At 63.7% G+C, this 25528-nt stretch carries 16 protein-coding genes; 14 read left to right on the top strand and 2 right to left on the bottom strand.

What is annotated here, in order from left to right; translation table 11 throughout:
- Position 1 precedes the first annotated feature (1 nt).
- The 5 genes from LQ956_RS01920 (at position 2) to LQ956_RS01940 (ending at position 5638) form a co-directional block, all read left to right on the top strand.
- Positions 2-2023, top strand: a complete 2022-nt coding sequence (locus LQ956_RS01920; protein WP_238621260.1) for a heme lyase CcmF/NrfE family subunit — start codon at positions 2-4, stop codon at positions 2021-2023.
- Entirely contained in the window at positions 2020-2556 is a 537-nt protein-coding gene (locus LQ956_RS01925) for a DsbE family thiol:disulfide interchange protein (protein WP_238621261.1), read from the top strand. The genes LQ956_RS01920 and LQ956_RS01925 overlap by 4 nt, the downstream gene beginning before the upstream one ends.
- Positions 2553-3029: a cytochrome c-type biogenesis protein gene (locus LQ956_RS01930; RefSeq protein WP_238621262.1), complete on the top strand. Its 477-nt coding sequence runs from the start codon at positions 2553-2555 to the stop codon at positions 3027-3029. The genes LQ956_RS01925 and LQ956_RS01930 overlap by 4 nt, the downstream gene beginning before the upstream one ends.
- Complete coding sequence (gene ccmI / locus LQ956_RS01935) at positions 3026-4285, top strand: c-type cytochrome biogenesis protein CcmI (RefSeq protein ID WP_238621263.1); 1260 nt, start codon at positions 3026-3028, stop codon at positions 4283-4285. Before LQ956_RS01930 ends, ccmI begins: the two co-directional genes overlap by 4 nt.
- Positions 4286-4441: 156 nt before the next feature.
- Positions 4442-5638: a Coenzyme F420 hydrogenase/dehydrogenase, beta subunit C-terminal domain gene (locus LQ956_RS01940; RefSeq protein WP_238629276.1), complete on the top strand. Its 1197-nt coding sequence runs from the start codon at positions 4442-4444 to the stop codon at positions 5636-5638.
- Here LQ956_RS01940 and LQ956_RS01945 read toward each other — a convergent pair.
- Positions 5635-6552 carry a patatin-like phospholipase family protein gene (locus tag LQ956_RS01945; protein WP_238621265.1) on the bottom strand — a complete coding sequence of 306 codons (918 nt, stop codon included), beginning with the start codon at positions 6550-6552 and terminating at the stop codon, positions 5635-5637. The two genes, LQ956_RS01940 and LQ956_RS01945, sit on opposite strands and share 4 nt — an antisense overlap.
- A gap of 157 nt (positions 6553-6709) precedes the next feature.
- Between LQ956_RS01945 and LQ956_RS01950 the strand changes: the two genes are divergently transcribed.
- The 3 genes from LQ956_RS01950 to LQ956_RS01960 all read left to right on the top strand — a co-directional run bounded on the left by LQ956_RS01950 (position 6710) and on the right by LQ956_RS01960 (position 14527).
- Complete coding sequence (locus LQ956_RS01950; RefSeq protein WP_238629277.1) at positions 6710-10243, top strand: mechanosensitive ion channel domain-containing protein; 3534 nt, start codon at positions 6710-6712, stop codon at positions 10241-10243.
- An 81-nt stretch (positions 10244-10324) separates the two neighbouring features.
- On the top strand, positions 10325-13504 hold the full coding sequence (locus tag LQ956_RS01955; RefSeq protein ID WP_238629279.1) for an RNA-directed DNA polymerase: 3180 nt from the start codon (positions 10325-10327) through the stop codon (positions 13502-13504).
- Positions 13505-13534: 30 nt separating this feature from the next.
- Positions 13535-14527 carry an Abi family protein gene (locus LQ956_RS01960; RefSeq protein WP_238629280.1) on the top strand — a complete coding sequence of 331 codons (993 nt, stop codon included), beginning with the start codon at positions 13535-13537 and terminating at the stop codon, positions 14525-14527.
- Positions 14528-14778: 251 nt separating this feature from the next.
- Here LQ956_RS01960 and LQ956_RS01965 read toward each other — a convergent pair whose 3' ends face one another.
- On the bottom strand, positions 14779-15123 hold the full coding sequence (locus LQ956_RS01965) for a hypothetical protein (protein WP_238621273.1): 345 nt from the start codon (positions 15121-15123) through the stop codon (positions 14779-14781).
- A 501-nt stretch (positions 15124-15624) separates the two neighbouring features.
- Here LQ956_RS01965 and gltB point away from each other — a divergent pair.
- The 6 genes from gltB (at position 15625) to LQ956_RS01995 (ending at position 25510) form a co-directional block, all read left to right on the top strand.
- The gene (gene gltB, locus LQ956_RS01970) at positions 15625-20298 is read left to right on the top strand and encodes a glutamate synthase large subunit (RefSeq protein WP_238621274.1); all 4674 of its coding nucleotides are present in this window, start codon (positions 15625-15627) and stop codon (positions 20296-20298) included.
- Positions 20291-21757: a glutamate synthase subunit beta gene (locus LQ956_RS01975; protein WP_238621275.1), complete on the top strand. Its 1467-nt coding sequence runs from the start codon at positions 20291-20293 to the stop codon at positions 21755-21757. Before gltB ends, LQ956_RS01975 begins: the two co-directional genes overlap by 8 nt.
- 98 nt (positions 21758-21855) lie before the next feature.
- Positions 21856-22362 (top strand): glutathione peroxidase, encoded by a 507-nt coding sequence (locus LQ956_RS01980; protein ID WP_238621276.1) that lies wholly within the window; start codon positions 21856-21858, stop codon positions 22360-22362.
- Positions 22363-22449: 87 nt separating this feature from the next.
- Positions 22450-23568, top strand: coding sequence for a TRAP transporter substrate-binding protein (locus tag LQ956_RS01985; protein ID WP_238621277.1), 1119 nt, complete (start codon positions 22450-22452; stop codon positions 23566-23568).
- Between the two features lie 75 nt (positions 23569-23643).
- Positions 23644-24195, top strand: a complete 552-nt coding sequence (locus tag LQ956_RS01990) for a TRAP transporter small permease subunit (RefSeq protein WP_238621278.1) — start codon at positions 23644-23646, stop codon at positions 24193-24195.
- Positions 24185-25510 carry a TRAP transporter large permease gene (locus LQ956_RS01995; RefSeq protein ID WP_238621279.1) on the top strand — a complete coding sequence of 442 codons (1326 nt, stop codon included), beginning with the start codon at positions 24185-24187 and terminating at the stop codon, positions 25508-25510. Before LQ956_RS01990 ends, LQ956_RS01995 begins: the two co-directional genes overlap by 11 nt.
- Positions 25511-25528 lie beyond the last annotated feature (18 nt).

The raw sequence follows: 25528 nt of genomic DNA on the forward strand, positions 1-25528 counted from the left end.
CATGATGCCCGAAATCGGTCAGCTCGCCCTCATCCTCGCCCTGCTCATGGCCTTGGTCCAGGGCACCATCCCCCTGATCGGCGCCCACCGCGGCACCACCACCTGGATGGCCACCGCCCATACTGCGGTGGCCGGCCAGTTCCTGTTCCTGGCCATCGCCTATCTGACGCTGACCTACGCCTTCATCACCCATGACTTCTCCGTGGCCTACGTGGCCAACCATTCCAACTCCGCCCTGCCGCTGATGTACCGCATCTCCGGTGTCTGGGGCGGCCATGAAGGCTCCCTGGTCCTGTGGGCGCTGATGCTGGCCGGCTGGTCACTGGCGGTCTCTCTGTTCAGCAAGGGGCTCCCGGCGGTGATGGCCGCCCGCACCGTGGCGGTCATGGGCCTGGTGAGCGTCGGTATCCTGTCCTTCACCCTGTTCACCTCCAACCCGTTCGAGCCCATCTTTCCGATCCCGGCGGACGGCCGGGATCTCAACCCCCTGCTACAGGACCCGGGCCTGGTGATCCACCCACCCATGCTCTACATGGGCTACGTGGGTCTGGCCGTGCCCTTCGCCATCGCCGTGGCCGCCCTCATCGGCGGCCGCCTGGACGCCGCCTGGGCACGCTGGACCCGTCCCTGGGCCACCACCGCCTGGGCCTTCCTGGGCGCAGGTATCGCCCTGGGAAGCTGGTGGGCCTACTACACCCTGGGCTGGGGCGGCTGGTGGTTCTGGGACCCGGTGGAAAATGCGTCCCTCATGCCCTGGCTGGCGGCCACCGCCCTGATTCACTCCCTGGCGGTGACCGAGAAGCGCGGTGCCTTCCGCAGCTGGACCGTGCTGTTGGCCATCCTGGCCTTCTCCCTGAGCCTTTTGGGCACCTTCCTGGTCCGCTCCGGGGTCCTGGTGTCCGTACATGCCTTTGCCACCGACCCCACTCGAGGTGTTTACATCCTGATGCTGCTGCTGGCGGTGACGGGGATCTCCTTCGCCCTCTATGCCTGGCGCGCCCCCACGGTGCGCAGCCATGCGGAATTTGACCCGGTCTCCCGGGAAGGCGCCCTGCTGGCCAACAACGTCATCCTCATGGTGGCCCTGGCCGCCGTGCTGCTGGGTACCCTCTATCCCCTGCTGCTGGATGCCCTGGGCATGGGCAAGATCTCCGTGGGTCCGCCCTACTTCAACTCGGTCTTTGCCCCCCTCATGGTCCCATTGATCTTCCTGGTGGGCCTGGGGCCGCTGCTGCGCTGGAAGCATGTCTCGCCCCTGGAGGTGACCCGGCGCCTGTGGCATACCCTGCTGGCGGCCCTGGTGGCCGGAGTGGTGTTCCCCCTGGCGATGCAGGGCAGCGTCACCCTGATGGTGATCCTGGGCACCACCATGGGTTTCTGGATCCTCTTCACCATCGCCCGCGATCTTTACGGTCGCGCCACCCAGCGGGGCGGCAACCCGCTGACCGCCCTGCGCAGGACTCCCGCCGGCTATTACGGCATGACCGTCAGCCACCTGGGGTTTGCCGTCCTGGTGATCGGCATCACCCTGCTGATGGCCTTCGAGCAGGAACAGGACGTGCGCCTGGGCTACGGCCAGAGCCACACCCTGGCCGGCTACACCTATGAACTGCGGGAGACCTACGGCGTGCGCGGCCCCAACTACGAGGCCGTCGAGGCCCGGGTGGTGGTGACCCGGGACGGCGAGTTCGTCACCGAGCTCTTCCCCCAGCGCCGGGTCTATCGGGTACAGACCCAACCCATGGCCCAGGCCGCCTACCAGACCCGTTTCACCCGCGACATCTTCGTCGCCCTGGGTGAGCCCCTGCCGGGCGATACCTGGTCCCTGCGTCTCTATCACAACCCGTTCCAGGTCTGGCTGTGGATCGGTGCCACCCTCATCGTTCTGGGCGGTCTGGTGGCCGCGGCGGATCGTCGTTACCGGGTGTTCGCCCGCCGTACCAGCGAAAGCCGTGCCGATGCCGCCGGCAAGGCCGACACCGACAACCTGCCCGAAGCCGCCGGCCGGAGTTCCGCCTCATGAAGCGTCTGCGTTATCTGTTGCCCCTGATCATCGTCGCGGTCCTGGGGGGATTCATGATGATCGGACTGAGCCTGGACCCCCGCCGGGTGCCCTCGCCGCTGGTGGATCAGCCCGCCCCCCGGTTCCAGCTGCCCGCCCTGGAAGACCCCGAGCGGGTGGTGGGCAGCAACGACTTCGATGGCGAGGTGGTGCTGCTGAACATCTGGGCCAGCTGGTGCGTTTCCTGCCGACAGGAGCATCAGGTGCTGGTGGCCTTGGCCAACCAGGGCGTACCCATCTATGGCCTCAACTACAAGGATGAGCGCGGCGATGGCCTGGCCTACCTGCGCAGCATGAGCAATCCCTATGTCTGGAACGCCCATGACCTGGAAGGGCGAGTGGGGATCGACTGGGGGGTCTACGGCACCCCGGAGACCTTCGTCATTGATCACCAGGGTCGGATCCGCTACAAGCACGTCGGCCCCCTGAGCTGGCAGGATGCCCGGGACACGGTCCTGCCCATGGTTGAACAGTTGCGGAGGGAGGCCCTGTGAAATCGCTGCTGACCGCCCTGGGCCTGTGTCTGACACTCTGCCTGCCCGGACTGAGTCTTGCCGGCGGGCTGGATCCCACCGACTTCGATGATCCGGTGCTGGAACAGCGCTACCGGGCCATGCTCCACGAACTGCGCTGTACCGTATGCCAGAACCAGTCCCTGGCGGATTCCGACGCCGGGCTGGCGCGGGACCTGCGCCGGGAGCTGCGCGACCAGCTCCGGGCCGGCGCCACCGATGCGCAGATCATCGACTACATGGTGGCCCGCTACGGTCAGTTCGTGCTCTATCGCCCGCCCCTCTCCGCCGCCACCTTCCTGCTCTGGGCAGGTCCGTTCATCCTGCTCCTGATCGGCCTGGCGGCCCTCTACCTCACCGCCCGCCGTAGTCATCGCCGGGATGAGCAGCCCGTTGCCGACGCCGCCGCGCGGGAGCGTGCCCGCCGCCTGCTGAATGAAGGAAAAGATGCATGAGTACTGGATTCTGGATCGGTGCCGTTCTGCTGTTCTCGCTGGCGGCGCTGGTGATCCTCTGGCCCTTCATCCGCCGCCGGCAACAGGCCGACGTGGCCTTCCGCGGGCTCAATCTCACCATCTACCGCCAGCGCATGGCCGAGCTGGATCAGGAACTGTCCAACGGCCTGCTCACCCGTGAGCAGTACGAGGCCGCCAAGGCGGAGCTGGAAGACAATCTCATCACCGACGTGGAACAGCCGGAGGAAACCCCGGCGGTCCCCACACCCGCTCCCCGTCAGGGGATGATCCTCCTGGGCATTACCGCCGTGCTGGTGCCGGTGGCGGCCCTGCTGATTTATTTTCAGCTGGACACGGCCCCGCGCATGTCGCCCGCCCAGACCCTGGCCATGGGCCAGGAACCCAGTCACGACATGATGGATATCGAACGCATGATCGTGCAGCTGCGGGAGCGCCTGGAGGTAGACCCGGACAACACGGAGAACTGGCTGTTCCTGGCCCGCACCTACGGCTTCGTCGAACGGTTCGAGGACGCGGCTGCCGCCTTTGACGAGGCCTATCGACGCACGGGAGATGAGCCGGATCTGAACGTGGACTACGCCGAATCCCTGATGCTGGCCACCGACGGTCGGGTAAGCCGCCAGGCAAGCCGCCTGCTCGATCGTGCCCTGGAGCTGGACCCCGACCACCAGAATGGTCTTTGGCTGGGCGCCATCGCGGATTTCCAGCAGGAGAATTACCCGCGCTCCGCGCAGCGTCTGGACCATTTGCTGAGTCGGCTGCCGGAAGGCAGTGACGCCGCCCGCTCCGTGGCCGAGGCGCTGCGTGATGTCCGGACCATGACCGGCGGCATGGCCGGTGAGCAGACCCCCACGGCCGATGCGGGTACCGATGCCGGCGCCCTGGCCATTGAGGTGGAGGTGGTACTGGACGAGTCACTGGCAGGGCGTGTAACCGGCGAGGAGTTCATCATGGTCTTTGCCCGCCCCGCCCAGGGTCCTCGCATGCCGCTGGCCATCGTGCGCGCCAGGGCGGAGTCCTTCCCCCTGAACCTGCGCCTGGAAGACGAGGGCGGCATGGTGGAAGGCATGTCCATGCGCGAGTTCGGCGAAGTGCAAGTGGTGGCCCGCCTCAGCCGCACCGGCATGGCCCAGGCCGAGAGCGGCGACATGGAAGGCGTCAGCGAGGCGGTCACCGTCAGTGCCGACACCCCCGCGCCGAAGGTCAGGCTGACCATTGACCGCGTTCTGCCTTGATTTGATGAGGAGACCCCGGGTCATAGGGTGATGCCATAGGCATGTGTCGGCCGCAGGGATGCGACCGTCAAGCCTACAGGGATGTGTTCACGGCGTCCCCCCATGACCCGGGGGCGGTTTTGTTTTTGAAACACGAAAACCCAGAGATCCAGTGCCGTGACCGAAGCCGCCGCCATTCCCCACCGCGACCTGTGTACCGACTGTGGTCTGTCCCGCACCGCCGACCCCAGGCGCTGCGGCCGGGCCTGCCAGTTCATCCACCCCCGATATGACCGGCTGGAGACGCAGGTCCATGGTCGGGCACGGAACCCGGACAAGGAAGACGAACTGTTCTTCGGCCCCTATCGTCGGATGCTGCAGGCGGCCATGAACACCCCGCAAGAAGGCGCCCAGTGGACCGGCATCACCACCCGCATCGGCGAACGCCTGCTGGAGACCGGTCAGGTGGATGCCGTCCTCACCATGACGGCCGATCCCCAGGACCGCTGGCGCCCACAGCCCATTCTGGTCACCCGGGCCGAGGACATGGCCCGGTGCCGGGGCATGCGCATGGGCTATGCCCCCCTGCTGGCCCACCTGGAACCGGCCCTGGCCCGGGGCTACCGACGCCTGGCGGTGATCGGCCTGCCCTGTCAGATCTACGCCCTGCGCGCCATCGAGCCGGAACTGGATCTGGATGCACTCCACGTCATCGGGACCCCCTGCTCCGACAACACCACCACCGAGCACTTCCATGACTTCCTGGCCCTGCTGGCGGACCGGCCGGAGACGGTGACCTACCTGGAATTCCGCGCCGATTACCGTGTGGAACTACGATTCGAGGATGGCCGGGTACAGACCATCCCCTTCCTCAAACTGCCCATCTCCAAGCTGCCCCGGGATTTCTTCCCCCTCACCTGTCAGACCTGCGTGGACTACACCAACGTCCTGGCGGACATCACCGTGGGCTACATGGCGGGACGGGGAGAACAGTGGCTGGTGGTGCGCAACGACAAGGGCGAGGCCCTGCTCGATCTCCTGGGCGATGAAGTGCGTACCGCACCCTGCACCAGCGCCGGCAAGCGGCAGGGGCCGGTGAAGGGATTTCTGAAGAATACCGAGCGGGCGGCGGGCGGCCTGCCCCTGCGCAGCATGCCCGACTGGGCTCGCCCCCTGGCGGCCTTTCTCATGCCCCGCATCGGCCCCCGGGGACTGGAGTTTGCCCGGGCGCGGGTGGAGATGAAGGCGGTGGAGACAGTGCTGCACCTGCGCCGGGCTCAGCCCGGACGGATGAAACACATGATCCCGGACCATGTGTGGCAACTGGTAAAGCCCTATGAACTCGAACCACAGTCGGGGGAGCGGGGAACTTAGCCCTCCTTTCCCGGCAAGGCATCCAGGCGCTCCCGCGCCAGCTGCCGCCCCAGCTCGATCACGGGGCCGGCACGATGAAACTCATGAATCATACAGATATTCTTGGGCACGCTGACGACCACGTCCGGCCGGAACACGGCCAGATGCTGACGGGTGATGGCCGCCTGCATGGTTTCCAGGGAGCGCATCAAAACCTCCGTCAGGGCCAGCCCGTCCTCCTTTCCCCCGCTGTCGCCACCGAAGGATTCCACATACCCCCGCATGCGTCGCAGCAAGCCGGACCGACCCTCTTCCGAGGCCCGACTTTCCTGCTCGGACTCAGGGGCATCCTCACCGGGTTCCAGCGCCGGCCCATTCACATCCACCACGATGGTCAGATCCGTCAGCGTCCGCAAGGTGGGGGCCACCGGCACCGGGTTGAGCAGGCCGCCGTCCACCAGTGTCCGCCCCCGGTAACGATGGGGCGTGAACACCGCCGGGATGGCGATGGAGGCACGGATGGCATCGAACAGCGGACCATCACTCATCCAAACCTCTTTGCCCCGCTCGATGTCCACCGCCACCGCGGTGTAGCTGATGGGCAGGTGTTCTATGTCTCGGCAGCCGACCAGGTCCTTGAGCTTGCGGATCAGCTTGTCACCGCGGATGATCCCTCCGCCCGACAAAGACCAGTCCACCAAGGCCAGCACGTCCGTCTGATCCAGACCCTTCACCCAGTCGGCATAGGTATCCAGTTCCCCCAGGGCATAGATCCCGCCCACCAGCGCCCCCATGGAACTGCCGGCAATGGCCTTGATCTCATACCCTCGTGCTTCCAGCTCCTGGATCACACCGATATGGGCCAACCCTCTCGCCCCGCCCGAGCCCAGCACCAGCGACACGGTGCGATGATCCCGTCCGTCTTTCTCTGTCATGAACTTTCCACAAGTCTGGCCCCGGCCACCGAACTGACGCATGGCCCCCAACTGAGGCACAATGGACGCCCGGGGGCGGGCGCTTCAGTGCCATTGTCCAGCACATCACATCACCATATCCAGTACCCCCGCCGGATATCCAGAGGTTGATTTCCCCATGTCCACCCAACGCCTGACAATCCGGCTATTGCTCATGCTTGCCCTGTACCTTGGGCTCGGGATGCCTGTTCCGGCCCAAGAAGCGGGTGTGGCGCCGCCCACAGGACCCGCGCCTGTCAGCCAGACGGAGCTGGATACCCAGCGGGACAGCCTCAATCAAAGCATCGCCCGCATTCGCTCGCTGGCAGAGGCCGTCGATACCGCGCCGGCCGAGGCCTGGCTGCGAACCAGTCCCGAACAGCGCCTGAGCCAGCGGGCCGGCGATGGGGAACTGTCCGAGACGGAGCGCACCCTGTGGCAGACGGCCCTGGAACAGGAGCGGTCTGCAGTGGAGCGCCTGCGTGGCGCCCTGGATCGGGCAGGCATCGCCAAGGCGGCCACCGATCGCCTTCAGGAAGCGCGTCAGCGGCTGGATCAGTCGCTGCGCCAACCCTACAGCCCCGGCGAAGACCGCAGCATCAGCCAGATCGAGGATGACATCGGCCTACTGGAACGGCGTCGAGAACAGACAGCCCTGGAACTGGACCAGCGGCGTGTCACCCTCTCCCGCCTGGAGGAACAGTCACGGACCCAGGCCGAAACCCTGGAGCGCCTGCAGCACCAGCGTACCGAGGAACTGGAGGCCTTGCCGCCCACCCCGGAAGACGCAGAGCTAAGCAATGCCGTGGAGGCCGCCCGCCACGCCATCACCCGACGCGCCGATGCCCGCATTATTGCCGCCCAGCTGGATGGTCAGAGTCTGACACCCCGCATCGAGGTCCTGCGTCTGGAGATTCCCGCTCTGGAACTGGAGCTGCGCTGGCTTAGGGCCGGCCTGGCCGAGTTGGAACGGGAACTCGGCGAACGCTCATCGGAGGAATTGAGGACCCTGCAACAGGGGCTGCAGCGGCTGGTAGAACGGGAGCCGGAAGCCAGGACCCGCTTTGCCGGCGAGATCCAGGCCCTGCGGGTCCGCTTCGACCGGATCGCCGAGACCCAGGCCCGCGTTCGTACCCTGCAACAGGAACGGGATCGCTACGTACGCATCGAACGGGAACTGACCCAGACCCTGGCCAACGTACGTGAACGTCTGGAAGTGGGAGGACTCACCGAGGCCCTGGGCAGCCTGTTTCTGGAAGAGCAGCGGCGACTGCGGGATCTGGAAGAAGCCCGCTATGCGGTCCGGGGCATCGAACGGGAACTGGCCCAGTCCCGGCTGCGAGCCATCACCCTGCGGGAGCAATTGAGTACTCAGCCCAGGGCGGTGATCCTCAACGGCGACGACCTGGGTCAGGGTGAACTGCGGCGACTGCAGGAGCAGGCCCTGACCATCCAGCTCCACGCCGAAGACACCCTGGCCGACCAACTCCGCCAGACCGAGCTGCGCCTGCGGACCGTAGTGGTCCTGGTGGATGAGCTGGACCAGATCCTGAGGGAAACCCTGCTTTGGTGGCCCAGCCATGTCCCCGTGGGCGTGGACTGGTCCGTCCGCATCCCGGCGGCCACCCTGGCCCTGCTGGACCCCACCGCCTGGCAGGAAGTCTACAAGGTCCTGTGGGACGTGACCGTGGGTAGCCCCATCGCCCTGGGATTGACCCTGCTGCTGGCACTGTCTCTTTACGTGCCGGGACGGAGAACACCCAGTCACTTGGAAGATCTGGCGGCCCGGACCCGGCACCGCTTCACCGACAGCATCAAACTGACCCTGCAAGCCCTGGGCTGGAGTCTGCTGCGGGTCCTGCCGATCCCTGTCCTGCTGATGGCCACGTCCCTGCGCCTGGAGGCCATCCCGGAGGTGGGCCACGGAGTGGAAGCCCTGGCCACCATCTTCTTCAGCACCTCGATCTGGTGGCTGGCGGGCCATCTTCTGATCCTGCTCACCCACAAGAACGGTGTCGGCACCGCCCACTTCAAGTGGAACCCGCTCATGGTCAGACGCCTGCGGCGCCACCTGACCTGGTTCCTGCCCACCCAACTGCTGCTGATCCTGCTCCTGGCCCTGACCTTCAGCCATCCATCCGACCAAGTCTTCGACGTCTTCGGTCGCATGGCCCTGCTGGCCGCGGTGGTGGTCAGCGCCCTGTTCGGCTGGTGGCTGTTGAGTCCCTTCCCCGAAGGCGAGGAGCCTCCCCTGAAGGAACGCCGCCGGCGCATGCTGCGGACGGTGATCGGCGTGGCGGTACTGACGCTGGCGGGACTGACCCTGGCGGGTTACCTGCTGACGGTGGCCGAACTCATGAGCCGCAGTATCGACACCCTGGTGATCGTGGGCATCGTCTGGCTGGGCTACAACCTCTCGGCCCGGGCACTGATCCTGAGCGAAACACGCCTGCGGGTGCGGCGCATGCGTGAGCAGCGGGCCAAGGCGGCGACCATGGAAAGCAGCAGTGCCGGCACCGGCGCGGAAGGTGGGCTGGATATCCCGGAACCCCACCTGAGCATGGAAGACGTGAACCTGCAGACCCGCACCCTGATGCGCATCACCGTGTGGGCGGCCGTGGCCCTGGCCCTGTTCTGGGCCTGGTCCGATGTCCTGCCGGCCCTCACCTGGCTGGACGGCATCACCCTGTGGTCGCGCACCATCATGGTGGGCGAGGCCGAGGTGCTCAGCCGCGTCAGTCTGCTGAACTTCCTGATGGCCATCTTCCTGGGGGTGGTCTTCACTCTGGCGGCCCGCAACCTGCCCGGCCTGGTGGAGATCCTGCTTTCCCGCAGCACTCAGATGGATGCCTCCGGTCGTTACACCGTCACCATGCTGCTGCGTTATGCCCTCACCGTGGTGGCCATCATCAGCGTATTCTCCCTGCTGGGGCTGCGCTGGAGTGAACTGCAATGGATGGTGGCGGCCCTCACCCTGGGCCTGGGTTTCGGTCTGCAGGAGGTGGTGGCCAACTTCGTGTCGGGTCTGATCATGCTGTTCGAACGCCCGGTGCGGGTGGGCGACACCATCACGATCGGTGAATACAGCGGTACCGTAGCCCGTATCCGCACCCGCGCCACCACCATCGTGGACTGGGACAACCGGGAGGTGGTGATTCCCAACAAAAACTTCATCACCGAACGACTGATCAACTGGACCCTGTCGGACACGGTCACCCGACTGGTGATCCCGGTGGGGGTCAGCTACTCGGCGGATGTGGACCTGGTGCGGGAGACTCTGCTGCAGATCGCGGCGGAAAACCCCCAGGTACTCAAGGAACCGGGCCCCAGCGTGTTCTTCATCCACTTCGGTGACAGCGCCCTGAACTTCGAGCTACGGGTCTACGTGAGCCAGTTGCGGGAACGGCTGATGACCACCAGCGAACTGCACACCACCATCATCAAGCGTTTCCGGGCACTGGGCATCGAGATCGCCTTCCCGCAGATGGATCTGCATATACGGGACATGGTCCCCGCGCCCGGTGGCCCCACCCAGTCGCCAGCCGCCGGCCAGCCGCCCCGCGCCCGAGGCGCGGCGGACATGGACCCGGGCCTGGAGCTACCGGAACCGGGGCCTGAAAATCCGGATTCCGAGTCTTCATTGGGCACCGAACCGGGAGAACGCAGTGACTGACACTCTCAACATCCTCAAAAAAATCGGCAAGCTGCTCACCGACTGCGACAATCCCCGCTGCAGCTACCGGGCGAACTGACAATGAAAACGAAAGCAATTCGCACTTGGCAGGATGTAGACCTGACAGACCTCTTTTTCGCGTTCCGGAAGGCCAAGGCCGACTGCTTTTTTGAGCGCTCCATCTGTATTGCCCGCGAGTTTGCCAATTACGAGCACGACTTGGCTCAGAGGCTGACGGCCTTGCTTGCTCGCCTGCATCAGGACCAAGTAGAAGCCTTGCTTGCAGAGAACCTCGGGCAGAGGCGCGTGGTTGCCAAGAAACTGGGTACCGCCGCCAAATCACCAAAAAAACGCACTACACCTGATGGCCATGGCTTTTTCTCCGATCCTATCCGTGCGTTTGATCACTTGTACGACTCACACGATCTGACACCAGAGTTTCGGCTGATCGGGGACTTCCCGGTCGAGATGCACGTCTTGTCAGCGCTATGGATCAACTTGATCGGCCACAAGTTTGACGCAGCGCTTTCTAAATCGGCCTACGGTTCACGACTACGCCGCTATCGGCCGGAGCCTGGCGCACCGAAAGGCAGTGTCGGGGATTACCACCTAGAAGCGATCGGGTCTTTCCAGCCGTACTTCGGACCATACAAGGAATGGCGAAATCGTGGCCTAAGAGCCATTCGCACCGAGTTGGAAGCCGGACACGCGGTTGTTGCGATTTCGATGGACCTGACCAGCTATTACCATCTCATTGATCCTACCTTCATTTCCGATAGTCGATTCCTTGCAATGGCTGGTATTTCGCTTTCCGAATGGGAACAGAACTTCACCCGAGGCTTTACGGCTATACTGGTCGAGTGGTCCAAGCAAGTCGCGAGTGAAATGCACGCGCTGGGTTGCAGTAAAGTCGCAGTCGGTGGGCTACCAATCGGCCTATCACTTTCGAGGGTGGCTGCCAATGCTTTGTTGGCCGGATTGGATCACGACATTGAGCAGGGACTGACGCCGGTTTATTACGGTCGGTATGTCGATGACCTGTTCCTGGTGTTGCGCGACCCAGGTCATCTGGTTTCAGCAGACCAGGTTTTGTCGTACTTTGCTGCACGAACGCAGAGCTTTCCGAGTGACGGCAGGGCCACGAAGGGCGAAGTTTATTTGACCTTGCCCGGAGAGTTTCAGGGCAAGACGAAGTTATTGCTGCAACAGAGCAAGCAAAAGACCTTTTTCCTGCAGGGACAGGTAGGCATCGACCTGCTGAGCAACATTGAATCACAGATTCGTAGCGTTTCCAGCGAGCGCAGGTTGATGGCATCTCCAGACCGACTGGAGTCTATGGCGTCGGCCAAAGTTCTCACCGCTGCGGGGCATCCATCTGAAGAAGCCGACACGCTGCGACGTGCAGACAGCTTGTCCGTGCGTCGGCTTGGGTGGTCGATACAGCTGAGAGCGGTGGAGACCTTGGCGCGCGACCTGCGCGAAGATGATTGGCGACAGGAGCGCAAGCAGTTCTATGAGTTTGCGCATAGTCATATCTTGCGGCCAGACAAAATCCTCGATCATCTAGACTACCTTCCGCGCTTGCTATCTCTAGCAGTCGCGTTGATGGACTGGCCTGATGCCCACCGGTTAGTCGAGTCAACCTTGAATGCATTGAAAGCGCTGCAGGCCAAGACCGCATCATCGGAGGTCAAGGTGAACGGTTTCAGGGCCAAGCCTTGTGCCGAAGGCCGATTATGGGACGGACTCCTTAAGACCACACTGGACTTGGCGAGCGACGCTCTTCTGCGATCAGTGCGCTGGAGCCACAGCAAGGGAGCCATGCGCCCGCTCGGCAAAACCGCTCTCGACGTCTGTGAAGCAGTCGGCCTTGGAAAAAACGTTGAGTCCATTGCAGCTCAGGCACTGGGCTTGCGTGAAACAGATTGGGCGAAATCGGCTTACAAGGATCACCTGCGCAGGCATGCGGCCCGCCAGCGACCGGCCGTTAAGCAAGAACACCAATTGCATCACATCTATCCGCACGAACACGACCTGTGCGACTTTTTGAAAAAATCGGTCGCATCCGTCAACGGCACTGGCGCTGCACGTGTTCCCTCGCGTTGCATCGACACTTCTGAAGGCGCCTTAACGCCATCGCTGTTGCCATACCTCCTGCCCACTCGTCCATATACTGCGCAAGAAGTATCTTTGTTCCTACCAGAGGAATGCGTCTTCGAAGGCTTGGGCGATGCTCCAGCACGGAACTGGGCAAGATACGTCCAGGCGGTGCGGGGGATATGGGTTTTGGGTTCGCTGGTTCAGACTGACCTCATCCATAATGACAAGGACGAGAGCACGAAGGAAGATAAGCCAACTCCTGAGCGCATTGCAAGAATGGGGGGTAGTAGGGCAGTGCCGAAAGTAAGGCTGGGAATCAGCAGCCTGCTGACCAATGACGAGAGCTTCATTGCTGCAGCCAACGGACGTTCAGATCTTTCACGCAGCAGATACCAGCGCATTCAGCGCCTGATCAATCAGGCCATTGATGCCTATCCGCGACCAACGCACTTGATGCTGCCTGAATTGTCACTTCCCGAGCGATGGATCGACACCGTATCCCGACTTCTTCAGGAGGCGGGAATTAGCCTGATTGCTGGCCTCGATTACCACCGGGGGCCTTCTTCCGAGGCTCACAGCGAGGCGGTCCTGGTTTTGGCGGATGACAGGCTGGGATTTCCGTCATCGGTTCAGATCCGGCAGGCGAAGTCTCTGCCTGCGGCAGGTGAGGAAGAAACCTTGTTGCGGTTATTCGGGTTGCAATGGCCGGCGCATTTGGCTAACGAGCGCAAGCCCGTTTACATTCACTACGGTTTCTGCTTTGGTGTTCTGATCTGCTCTGAGTTGCAGAACATTGCACATCGCCAGCAATTCCAGGGCAACGTAGATTGCATGATGATCCTTTCCTGGAACCAGGACCTGGAGACATTTTCTGCGCTCGTGGAATCAGCAAGCCTAGACGTCCACGCACACATTGCACTCGTTAACAACCGGAAATATGGTGATAGCAGGGTGAGAAACCCAGCCAAAGAAGCCTTCAAGCGAGACGCTTGCAGGCTTCGTGGAGGCGAGAATGAGCATGTGGCCGTCGTGGAACTGGAAATTGCAAACCTTCGAGCTTTCCAGAGCCGTGAAAAGCGTTGGCCTCGTGAGGATGATCCGTATAAGCCGGTGCCTGAGGGGTTCGCCGTTGCGAAGTTTCGTAAGACGATACCACGATAAAGCTAGAGCACCGCATCAAGGAATAGCCAGATGAGCTACCACAAACCCTGGAAAAGCTACGACGATCAACTGAACCAACTAATCGAACGTGGAATGCTTGTCACCGACCGGGAGCGTGCGCTCGACTACCTGGAGCGCATCGGCTACTACCGCCTGAGCGGCTACTGGTTCGCGTGCCGCGAGCGTAGCGGGCCGCTGTGCCTGTTGGACGAGCATGACAGGAAGACGAAGAGAGGGCGCGTGGAACGCATTGCGCTGGACTCGTTTCGGGCGGGGACGACCTTCCAAAACGCGGTGGATCTCTACGTGTTCGATAAGCAGTTGCGGCTGCTGGTGCTGGACGCGCTCGAGCGCATTGAGGTGGCGCTGCGGGTAGATGTATCGCATACGCTTGGCAAGCTCGACCGGTTCGCCTATCTCAAGCCCGAGCTGCTCCACAACGAGTTCAGCGCCAAGCTGGACAAAGACAGCGGCCTGACCAAGCATCACAACTGGCTGAGCAAACATGCCCAGTTGATCGGTCGCTCCAAGGAAGAGTTCGTACGCCACAACCGGGCCAAGTACGGCCTGCCACTAGCAATCTGGGTGGCGTGTGAGGTGTGGGACTTCGGCACGCTCTCGACACTGTTCGACGGTATGCGCGAAGCTGAGCAGGATATGATTGCCAGCCAGTACGGCGTCAGCAATGGCCGCACCTTCGCCACCTGGTTGCGGAGCCTGAACTATCTGCGCAACATCTGTGCACATCACAGTCGTTTGTGGAACCGCAACATCGTCGATCAGCCCAAACTGCCGTCAGCCACCGAATTGCAGTGGGTGGCTCCATTTGAGGCTGATGCGCATGCCCGGGCACGCTGCTTCCTGCTGCTGAAAATCGCCTCCCATCTGCTGCGCGTGTTCAACCCAAAGTCGAGCTGGTCGGAGCGAATGAAGGCGCATTTGCTAGCCTTCCCCAATCTGACCCACCTTGAGTTGAACTTGGCGGGGATGGGCGCGCCGACTGGCTGGGAAGCTGAGTGGTGAACACAGGCAACAAAAAAACCCCTCAGCAGCTCCCCGCCGAAGCGGGGTCACCGAGAGGGGCCGTGTTGGCGACAATTCTAGGCTTGGCTAGCCTGCCCGTCAATATCCTTGACAATCCACAGGCGCTCACTGGGTAGCGCGGTCTGTTCCCCTTGGGCACCCGCATGACGGAGGGGGCTTAAAACCCAGGCCGGCCTCTGGCTCCCTTAATCTGTCCGTTTTCCTACTGCACGCCTGCGACCCGAAGCAACTCAGTCGGGAAGATGATCTGGCGGGAGGGGTCCCGGCCCGTCGATCCGGACTGAGAACGCCAGCCCCTTGAAGGGCTTGAGCAGATCCAGCTCCCGGTTGAGGCACTCAGCCACATGGGTGGCCCGTTCCTCCTCAAGGATCCAGAGGCAGACCCGCTCCACCCCCTGATAGGTGAGACCGAAAAAGGTGACGTGTTCGGGAAAGTTGATGCCTCGGCCTGCCAGCGTGGTCGCCTGGAGAGCCCCCTCGCGGGCAGCGATGGCCAGGGCCTGTTCTTCGAACTCGTCCGCCACCACCGCCACCAGTAGTGCATTGCCCATGCCCTCGCCCTCTTGAACCAACAACCGGCCCTCTCCTGCGCCCGGCCGCGCACCCCGAAGGTAGAGAGGTCATGTGAGGACCATACCACCTGCACCGAATCCCGCAAAGATTGCCCGGCATTGGTGCACCCGTACTGCAAATGCCCGCTCACCGTGCTTCATCCAGCCTCGTGTCCGCAAAGCCATCGCAATTATTGGCACGCAGATTGATATGAAACAGCAGCGCAGGAATAAGACGCCCTGATCATTACGAAAAACCGTAGAAAAACACAAAAACCGACATAAAAACGCCCCAAAACAGTTCATAAGCGCACCAAAGCAGTGCATTTTTACAAGTTCTTGAAGGAAGCGCCCCTCGCCCTCTGGCGTCGCGGACACTTTCCCTTTAATCTCCCCAACCCGCCGGAATTCGGCGATATTCACGGAAGTCAATAGCAGGAGGTCGGCGACGGTAAAACCGCCCGATCCCCCGACACCAGACTGCCGCGGATGCCGGCCAGCGACCAGATACCAGCGAGGTCAATGATGAGCTTTCATGCCTTACCGCCCGAGCAGGGCCTCTATGATCCAGCCCACGAGCGCGACGCCTGCGGCATCGGCTTTGTCTGTCATATCAAGAATCAGAAAAGTCATCGGATCGTCCAGCAGGGTCTGGAGATTCTGGAGCGGATCAATCATCGCGGCGCCGTCGGTGCCGACCCCAAGGCCGGTGACGGCGCCGGCATCCTGGTGCAGATCCCCGAGGCCTTCTTCCGCGCCCAGGTGAGCTTCGACCTGCCCGAGACCGGACACTACGGCGTGGGCATGATCTTCCTGCACCAGGATGCGGACATCCGCGCCCGGATGCAGGCCATCATCGAAAAGCACATTCTGGAAAGCGGTCAGACCGTGCTCGGCTGGCGCGACGTGCCCACCGACAACAGCGACCTGGGCGAAAGTGTGCTGCCCAGCGAACCCAGGGTGCGCCAGGTGTTCATCGGCCGGGGCGACAACTGTGCCGACCAGGATGCCTTCGAGCGCAAACTGTTCGTCATCCGCAAGCGCATGGATAACGAGATCCGCGATGCCGGTCACGGTTTCGAGGCTTGCTACATCGCCTCCATGTCCTCCCGCACGGTGAACTACAAGGGTATGCTGCTGGCCGGCCAGGTGGGCCATTACTACCTGGACCTGCAGGACGAAACCTTCGTCAGCGCCCTGGCCCTGGTGCACCAGCGCTTCTCCACCAACACCTTCCCCACCTGGGACCTGGCACAGCCGTTCCGCATGATCTGCCACAACGGCGAGATCAACACCCTGCGGGGCAACGTCAACTGGATGGCCGCCCGCCGTCACACCATGCGTTCCGAGATCCTGGGCGACGACCTGGACACCATCTGGCCGCTGATCCCGGAAGGCCAGTCCGACTCCGCCTGCTTCGACAACGCCCTGGAACTGCTGGTGATGGGGGGCTATTCCCTGGCCCATGCCATGATGATCCTCATCCCCGAAGCCTGGTCCGGCAACACCCTGATGGACGAGAAGCGTCGCGCCTTCTATGAATACCACATGGCCCTGATGGAGCCCTGGGACGGCCCCGCCGCCATGGCCTTCACCGACGGCCGCCAGATCGGTGCCACCCTGGACCGCAACGGCCTGCGCCCCGCCCGTTACCTGGTCACCAAGGATGACCTGGTAATCCTGGGTTCCGAGATGGGCGTGCTGGACATTCCCGAAGAGCAGATCGTCAAGAAGTGGCGCCTGCAGCCGGGCAAGATGCTGCTGATCGACCTGGAGGAAGGCCGCATCATCAGCGATGACGAGATCAAGACCCAACTGGCCGCAGCCCGCCCCTACGGCGAATGGCTGAAGAAGACCCAGATCCGTCTGGAAGACCTGCCCACCGGCGTCGGTCCCATGGCCCCCGATGACGCCACCCTGCTGGATCACCAGCAGGCCTTCGGCTATACCCAGGAAGACCTGAAGTTCCTGCTCACCCCCATGGCCCTCACCGGCCAGGAGGCAATAGGCTCCATGGGCGCGGACAACCCGCCCTCGGTGCTGTCGGCCCGGCCCAAGCACCTGTCCACCTATTTCAAGCAGAACTTCGCCCAGGTGACCAACCCGCCCATCGACCCGATCCGCGAGGAACTGGTGATGTCGCTGGTGTGCATGATCGGTCCCCGCCCCAACCTGCTGGGCATCAACGAGGCCGGCCGGCACTGGCGCCTGGAAACCCCCCAGCCGGTGCTCACCAACCAGGACCTGGAGCGCATCCGCCACATCGAGTACCACTCCGGCGGCGCCTTCCGTACCCGCACCCTGGACGTGTGCTACCCCGCCGTCGAAGGCGCCGAAGGCATGGGCGCCGCCTTGGATCGCCTGTGTGCCGAGGCGGAACAGGCGGTTCTGGATGGCTTCAATATCCTTATCCTGTCCGACCGCGACACCAACCGGGACCGGATTCCGATCCCCATGCTGCTGGCCACCTCGGCCGTGCACCATCACCTGATCGAGAAGGGGCTGCGTACCGCCTCCGGCATCGTGGTGGAAACCGGGGCCGCCCTGGAAGTGCATCATTTCGCCACCCTGGAAGGCTACGGCGCCGAAGCCATCAACCCCTATCTGGCCTTCGACACCATCCAGTCCATGTTGCCGCGTCTGCCGGAGCGGCTGAGCTTCGAAGAGGCCCAGAAGCGCTACATCAAGGCCGTCGGCAAGGGGCTGCTCAAGGTCATGTCCAAGATGGGCATCTCCACCCTGGAATCCTACTGCGGCGCCCAGATCTTTGATGCCATCGGCCTCAACACGCCGTTCGTGGACCAGTACTTCTCCGGCACCCACAGCAAGATCGAGGGTATCGGCCTGTCCCAAGTGGCCGAAGAGGCGGTGCGCTGGCACCGGCAGGCCTACGGCAATGCGGAGATCTACCGCAAGCAGCTGGACGTGGGCGGCGACTACGCCTTCCGCATCCGCGGCGAAGATCACATCTGGACCCCGGACAGCATCGCCAAGCTGCAGCACGCCACCCGCGCCAACGACGCCGGGAGCTTCGCCGAGTTCTCGCGGCTCATCGACGAGCAGTCCGAGCGCCTGCTGACCCTGCGCGGTCTGATGGACTTCAGGTTCGCCGATACCGAAATCCCTCTGGACGAGGTGGAACCGGCGGCCGAGATCGTCAAGCGCTTCGCCACCGGTGCCATGTCCTTCGGCTCCATCTCCTACGAGGCCCATTCCACCCTGGCCAAGGCGATGAACGCCATCGGCGGCAAGTCCAACACCGGTGAGGGCGGTGAAGAGCCGGAACGCTTCCTGCCCCTGGCGGACGGCTCCATGAATCCGGAACGTTCCGCCATCAAGCAGGTGGCCTCGGGCCGCTTCGGCGTCACCACCGAGTACCTGGTGAACGCCGACGACATCCAGATCAAGATCGCCCAGGGCGCCAAGCCCGGCGAAGGTGGCCAGCTGCCCGGCCACAAGGTCAATGCCCAGATCGCCCGGGTGCGTCATTCCACCGCCGGCGTGGGCCTGATCTCGCCGCCGCCCCACCACGACATCTATTCCATCGAGGATCTGGCACAGCTGATCCACGACCTGAAGAACGCCAACCCCAAGGCCCGCATCTCCGTGAAGCTGGTCTCCGAGGTGGGTGTGGGCACCGTGGCCGCCGGCGTCTCCAAGGCCCATGCGGACCACATCACCATCGCCGGTTACGACGGCGGCACCGGGGCCAGCCCGTTGACCTCCATCAAACACGCCGGCAGTCCCTGGGAGATCGGCCTGGCCGAAACCCAGCAGACCCTGGTGCTCAACCGCCTGCGGGGCCGCGTGGCGCTGCAGGTGGACGGCGGCCTGCGCACCGGCCGCGATGTGGTCATCGGCGCCCTGCTGGGGGCCGATGAGTTCGGCTTCGCCACCGCGCCGCTGATCGTGGAAGGCTGCATCATGATGCGCAAGTGCCACCTGAACACCTGCCCGGTGGGCGTGGCCACCCAGGATCCGGAACTGCGCAAGAAATTCACCGGCAAGCCGGAATACGTCATCAACTACTTCTTCTTCGTGGCCGAGGAAGTCCGCCGCCTGATGGCCAGGCTGGGCTTCCGCACCATGAAGGAGATGATCGGTCGTGCCGATCTGCTAGAGATGCGCAAGGCCATCAGCCACTGGAAGGCCAAGGGGCTGGACTACACCCGTCTGCTGGCCCGGCCCCAGGTGCCGGCCGAGGTGGCCATCTACAACACCGAGACCCAGGATCACGGTCTGGACAAGGCGCTGGATCACGAACTGATCCGGCAGGCCCAGCCAGCCCTGACCGAGGGCAAGCCGGTGAAGATCGAAACCCGGATCCGCAACTTCCACCGCACCGTGGGCACCATGCTCTCCGGTCAGGTGGCGGCCCGCTACGGCCATGCCGGCCTGCCGGACGACACCATCCACATCAAGGCCAGCGGTACCGGCGGCCAGTCCTTCGGCGCCTGGCTGGCCAAGGGCGTGACCATCGAGATGGAAGGTGAAGCCAACGACTACGTGGGCAAGGGCCTGTCCGGCGGTCGCATCATCATCTATCCGCCGGCCCATGCCGCCATCGACCGGGCCGAGGACAACATCATCGTCGGCAACACCGTGCTCTACGGCGCCATCAATGGCGAGGTGTTCTTCCGCGGCGTGGCCGGTGAGCGTTTCTGCGTGCGCAATTCCGGCGCCACCGCCGTGGTGGAAGGCGTGGGCGACCACGGCTGCGAGTACATGACCGGCGGCATCATGGTGTGCCTGGGCCGCACCGGCCGCAACTTCGCCGCCGGCATGTCCGGCGGGGTGGCTTACGTGCTGGACGAGGACGGTGACTTCGCCCAGCGCTGCAATCTGGCCATGGTGGAACTGGAGCCCATCGCCGCCGAGGACGATGCCCTGGAAGCCCTGGATCACCAGGGCGGGGATCTGGAAACCCACGGCCGGGTGGACCTGAGCCACGACATGACCAACCACGATGCCCGGCGCCTGAAGACCCTTATCGAGCGTCATCTGGCCTACACCGGCTCGGCCCAGGCCAAACGCATCCTGGCGGACTGGAATAATTTCCTGCCCCGTTTCGTCAAGGTGATGCCGGTGGATTACCGTCGCGCCCTGGAAGAACTTCAGGCCCAGAAGGCCCGTCCGCCGGGTGCCAACCGACCATTGACCGCCAACCAGCCGCTTGAGGGGAGCGCCGCTCATGGGTAAGCCAACCGGATTCCTGGAATTTGTACGCAGCGACCGGCGCTATGCGCCGGTGAGTGACCGTATCGTTCACTATCGGGAGTTCGTCATCCCGCTGAACGTGGCACAGGTGCGTGAGCAGGGGGCCCGCTGCATGGACTGCGGCATCCCCTTCTGCCATCAGGGCTGCCCGGTGAACAACATCATCCCGGACTGGAATGACCTGGTGTACAAGGACGACTGGAAGCAGGCCATCGAGGTGCTGCATTCCACCAACAACTTCCCCGAGTTCACGGGCCGCATCTGCCCCGCCCCCTGCGAGGCCGCCTGCACCCTGAACATCGACGACACCCCGGTGACCATCAAGACCATCGAGTGCGCCATCGTCGACCGGGCCTGGGAAGAAGGCTGGATCCGGCCCCAGGTGGCCCAGCGCCGCACCGGCAAGCGGGTGGCGGTGGTGGGCTCCGGCCCCGCGGGTCTTGCGGCCGCCCAGCAGCTGGCCCGTGCCGGTCACAGCGTGGAGGTGTTCGAGAAGGCGGACCGCATCGGCGGCCTGCTGCGCTACGGCATCCCCGATTTCAAGCTGAGCAAGACGCATATCGACCGCCGTATCGCGCAGATGCGCACGGAAGGGGTGCAGTTCCACACCCAGACCCATATCGGCGTGGACATCCCGGTGGCGAAACTGCAGGCGGAGTTCGATGCGGTGGTGCTGGCAGGGGGGGCCGAAAAGCCCCGCGATCTGCCGGTGCCCGGCCGTGAACTGGAGGGCGTGCATTACGCCATGGATTTCCTCACCCGCAACAGCAAGCGAGTCCAGGGCGTGTTCGTACCCGACGAGGACTTCCTCAGCGCCCAGGACAAGCACGTGCTGGTGATCGGCGGCGGCGATACCGGTTCCGACTGTATCGGCACCTCCAACCGTCATGGCGCGGTCCATGTCACCCAGGTGGAGATCCTGGACAAGCCGCCTGAAAAGGAGAACAAGGGGCTGACCTGGCCCAACTGGCCCAACCGCATGCGCACCTCCAGCTCCCAGGAAGAGGGCTGCACCCGGGAGTGGAACGTGGCCACCAAGGCCTTCATCGACGACGGCCACGGCCGGGTCAAGGCCGCCCGGGTGGCGACGGTGAAGTGGGAGAAGGATGCCGAGGGCCGTTTCCAGATGAGCGAAGTACCGGGCACCGAGCGGGAAATCCGCTGTGATCTGGTGCTGCTGGCCATGGGCTTCGTGCATCCGGTACAGGAGGGCATGCTGGCCCAACTGCAGCAGGCATCCGGCCTGGAGCTGGATCCCCGGGGCAACGTCAAGGGTGTGACCGAAGGCGCCAAGGCCTATCACACCAGCGTGGACGGCGTGTTCGCCGCCGGCGACATGCGCCGCGGCCAGTCCCTGGTGGTCTGGGCCATCCGCGAAGGGCGCCAGTGCGCCCGGGCAGTGGATCAGTGGCTGATGGGAAGTTCCGATCTGCCGCGGTGACGCCATGAAAAAAGCCCGGCTTTGCCGGGCTTTTTTTCGTTCCGGGGCCGGGATACTCTGCGGTGAACCCCCGCCGCCCCACCACTGGAGCACACGCCATGGCCACCGACCCAGGCACTATCCACACTTTCGAGGCCACCGACATCCAGGGCCGACCCCGCACCCTGGCCGAATTCACCGGTCGTGTTCTGCTCATCGTCAACGTGGCCAGCCGCTGCGGCCTCACCAAACAGTACAGCAGCCTGCAGGCCCTGCAGGATCGTTTCCACGACCGGGGGTTCGACGTGCTGGGCTTTCCCTGCAATCAGTTCGGCAACCAGGAACCGGGCAGCGAGGACCAGATCGCCGATTTCTGCACCACAAGCTTCCGGGTGAGCTTCCCGCTGTTTGCTAAGGTGGAGGTCAACGGCGCTGACGCCCATCCCCTGTTTCGTCACCTCAAGGCCGCCGCGCCCGGTCTGCTGGGGTCCCAGGGCATCAAGTGGAATTTCACCAAGTTTCTGGTGGGTCGAGATGGTCGGGCGGTCCGGCGCTATGCCCCCAATGTCCCGCCGGAAGCCATTGCTGGGGAGATCGAGCGCCTGCTTGAGATGCCACCAACCTAATCGGCACAAGGTTGTCACGCATAACCGGTTTGGTTCATATTCCAAAAACAACATCAAGCGAACCCACCACCGAGGAGCATCAAGGCCATGTCCATCAAGCGTCGAGATTTTCTCAAGGCCGGCACCGCCGTGGCCACCGGGGCCGCCATCATCGGGGCACCGGCCATCGTCAAGGCCCAAGAGCGTTTCAACTGGCGCATGACCACCACCTGGCCCGCCGGCCTGCCCTTCTTCCAGACCGGACCCGGCAGTGCCACCGACTTCGCCCGGCGAGTGGAGGAAATGTCCGGCGGCCGTATCCGCATCCGGGTCTATTCCGCCAATGAACTGGTGCCCGCCTTCGAGGGCTTCGATGCCGCTTCTTCCGGTCGTCAGGTCCAGCTCAATCACGGCTGCGCCTATTACTGGGCCGGCAAGTCCTTCGCCGCCCAATACTTCACCACCGTCCCCTTCGGCATGACCTTCCAGGGTCATAACGCCTGGCTCAACGAGGGGGGCGGCTATGAACTGTACGAAGAGGTCTACAAGCCCTTTGATCTGGTGCCCCTGGTGGTGGGCTGCACCGGGGTGCAGCCGGTGGGCTGGTTCCGGCGCCCGGTCGAGGGTCTGCGGGATTTCCGCGGCCTGAACATCCGCATGCCGGGGTTGGCTGGGGACATCTACAACGCCATCGGCGCCAATGCCCGCCTGCTGCCGGGTGGTGAACTGTTTGCGGCCCTGGAGCGGGGTGCCATTGATGCCGCGGAGTGGGTGGGTCCCTACTCCGACCGCGAACTGGGTCTGCACCGGGCCGCCAAGTACTACTATTCCTCCGGCTGGCACGAACCGGCCACCAGCACCGAGGTGGTGGTCAACCGCCGCGCCTGGGAATCCCTGCCCAAGGATCTGCAGGCCATCATGCGCAACGCCGCGGCGGCCTGCAACATCACCTCCCATGCCTGGCTGGAGGCCAGAAACGCCGATGCCCTGGACGACCTGGTGACCAATCATGGGGTGCAATTCGGGCCGCTGCCCGACGACGTGATCCAGGCCCTGCTGGAAGCCACCCGGGATATTCTCAGCGACCGGGCCGCCAAGGACCCGCTGGTGCGCCGGGTGCATGAGAGCTATTTCGGGTTCAAGGCCCGCCATGACCGCTGGCAGCAAAACTCGGAAACGGCCTTCCAGACCCAGATCCGGGACCTGGGCGGGAAGATCCTCGCCTGAGCCTGCTCCGGAGCCCCTTTCCCTCGGGAGCGGGGCTCATCCGACTCATTCCGACGGGATCGCCTGGAGATCGCCATGCCCCGGCTCCTCCTCCGCTTCGAGCGTGTGCTGTACCGGATCACCAGCCTTGCCGGCGGGGTTTCGGCCGTCGCCATGGCCGCCATGATACTGCTGATCTTCGGCAACATGACCGCCCGCTACGCCTTCGGTACCGGCGCCGTGTGGCTGCAGGAACTGGAATGGTATCTGCTCTCCCTGAGCGTGATGACCGGCATCGCCTATGCCATGCGCGCCGATGAACACGTTCGGGTGGATGTCTTTTCCCATCGTCTGAGCCGGGTGGGCAAACTCTGGCTTAACGGCATCACCATGGTGCTGGTGGCCATCCCCATTGCGGCCCTGGTCCTCTTCTACACCTGGCCCTTCGTCAACATCTCCTATGTGCGCGGCGAAGGCTCGCCCAACGCTGGCGGCATGCCCTGGCTGTTCCTTCCCAAGGCCATGATCCTGCTGGGTTTTGCCCTCATCCTCAGCGAGGCCCTGCGGCAAACCCTGAGCATCGGTCGACGCCTGCTGTTCCACTATCGCCGCCCCGGACCCCGCCGGAGGATTGTCCATGCCCCTTGAGTACATCGCGCTGATGATGGTGGGTGCCTTCTTCGTCCTCGTGCTCACCGGGATGCCGGTGGCCTTCGCCATTGCCGCCGTGGGATTCGTGTTCGGCTTCATCGGTTTCGAAGGCTGGCTGTTCGAGCTGCTGCCTTCCCGCATCTTCGGCACCATCACCAACTACACCCTGCTGGCCATCCCGCTGTTCGTATTCATGGGGGTGATGCTGGACAAGACCCGGGTGGCGGAACGCATGCTGGAGGTGATCGGCCACGCCAGCGGCGCCCTGCCCGGCGGCATGGCGCTGGCAGTAATCCTGGTGGGTGTGCTCATGGGTGCGGCCACGGGCATTGTCGGGGCGGCCATCGTCACCCTCACCCTGATGGCCCTGCCCACCCTGATCCACCGCGGTTACAAACCGTCGGTGGCCTGCGGCACCATCTGTGCCTCGGGCACCCTGGGGCAGATCATTCCCCCCAGCTTGGTACTGCTGGTGCTGGCGGACACCATGAACCTGTCCGTGGGCAGCCTGTTCGCCGCCGCCCTGGTGCCGGGCCTGCTGCTGGCCGGACTCTACGTGGTCTATCTGCTGTTTCTGGCCTGGTACAGTTCGGCGGATGTGCCGGCCATCGATGCCGAGGAACGGGCGGCCATAAGCAAGGCACAGCTCTGGAAGGACCTGTTCACCTCGGTGCTGCCGCCCCTGGCCCTGGTGGCGGCGGTACTGGGGGCCATCATCGGCGGCATCGCCGCGCCCACGGAGGCCGCGGCGGTGGGCGCGGTGGGCGCGGTGGTGGTGGCGGCGCTGATGCGGCGCCTGAGCCTGCCGGTCGTCAACGAGGCACTGATCATCACGGTGCGTATCAGCGCCATGGTGTTCTTCGTGCTGATCGCCTCCCAGGTGTTTGCCCTGGCGTTCCGGGGGCTGGACGGGGAGTTCCTGGTGGAGGCCATGTTCAACTGGGTGCCCGGCGGACCCTACGGCACCCTGCTGTTCATGATGCTGCTGATTTTCCTGCTGGGGTTCTTCCTGGAGTGGATTCAGATCACCTACATCGCCGTCCCCCTGTTCATGCCGTTCCTGGCGGGGTATCCGGAGTTCTCCATGGTCTGGATCGCGATCCTCATCGCCATGAACCTGCAGACCTCGTTCCTGACGCCGCCCTTTGGATGGTCGCTGATCTTCATGAAGGGAGTGGCGCCCAAAGGGATACGGACTGCGGATATCTACCGGGGGGCGATCCCCTTTGTATTCATCCAGCTAATGGCCCTGGGGCTGTTGATCCTGTTCCCGGGGATCGCCCTGTGGCTACCGGAAGCCATCGGATGGTAGGGCGTGATCTTTATTCTT

The organism is Ectothiorhodospira lacustris (assembly GCF_022227845.1).
In the GTDB taxonomy this organism is placed as follows: Bacteria; Pseudomonadota; Gammaproteobacteria; order Ectothiorhodospirales; family Ectothiorhodospiraceae; genus Ectothiorhodospira; species Ectothiorhodospira lacustris.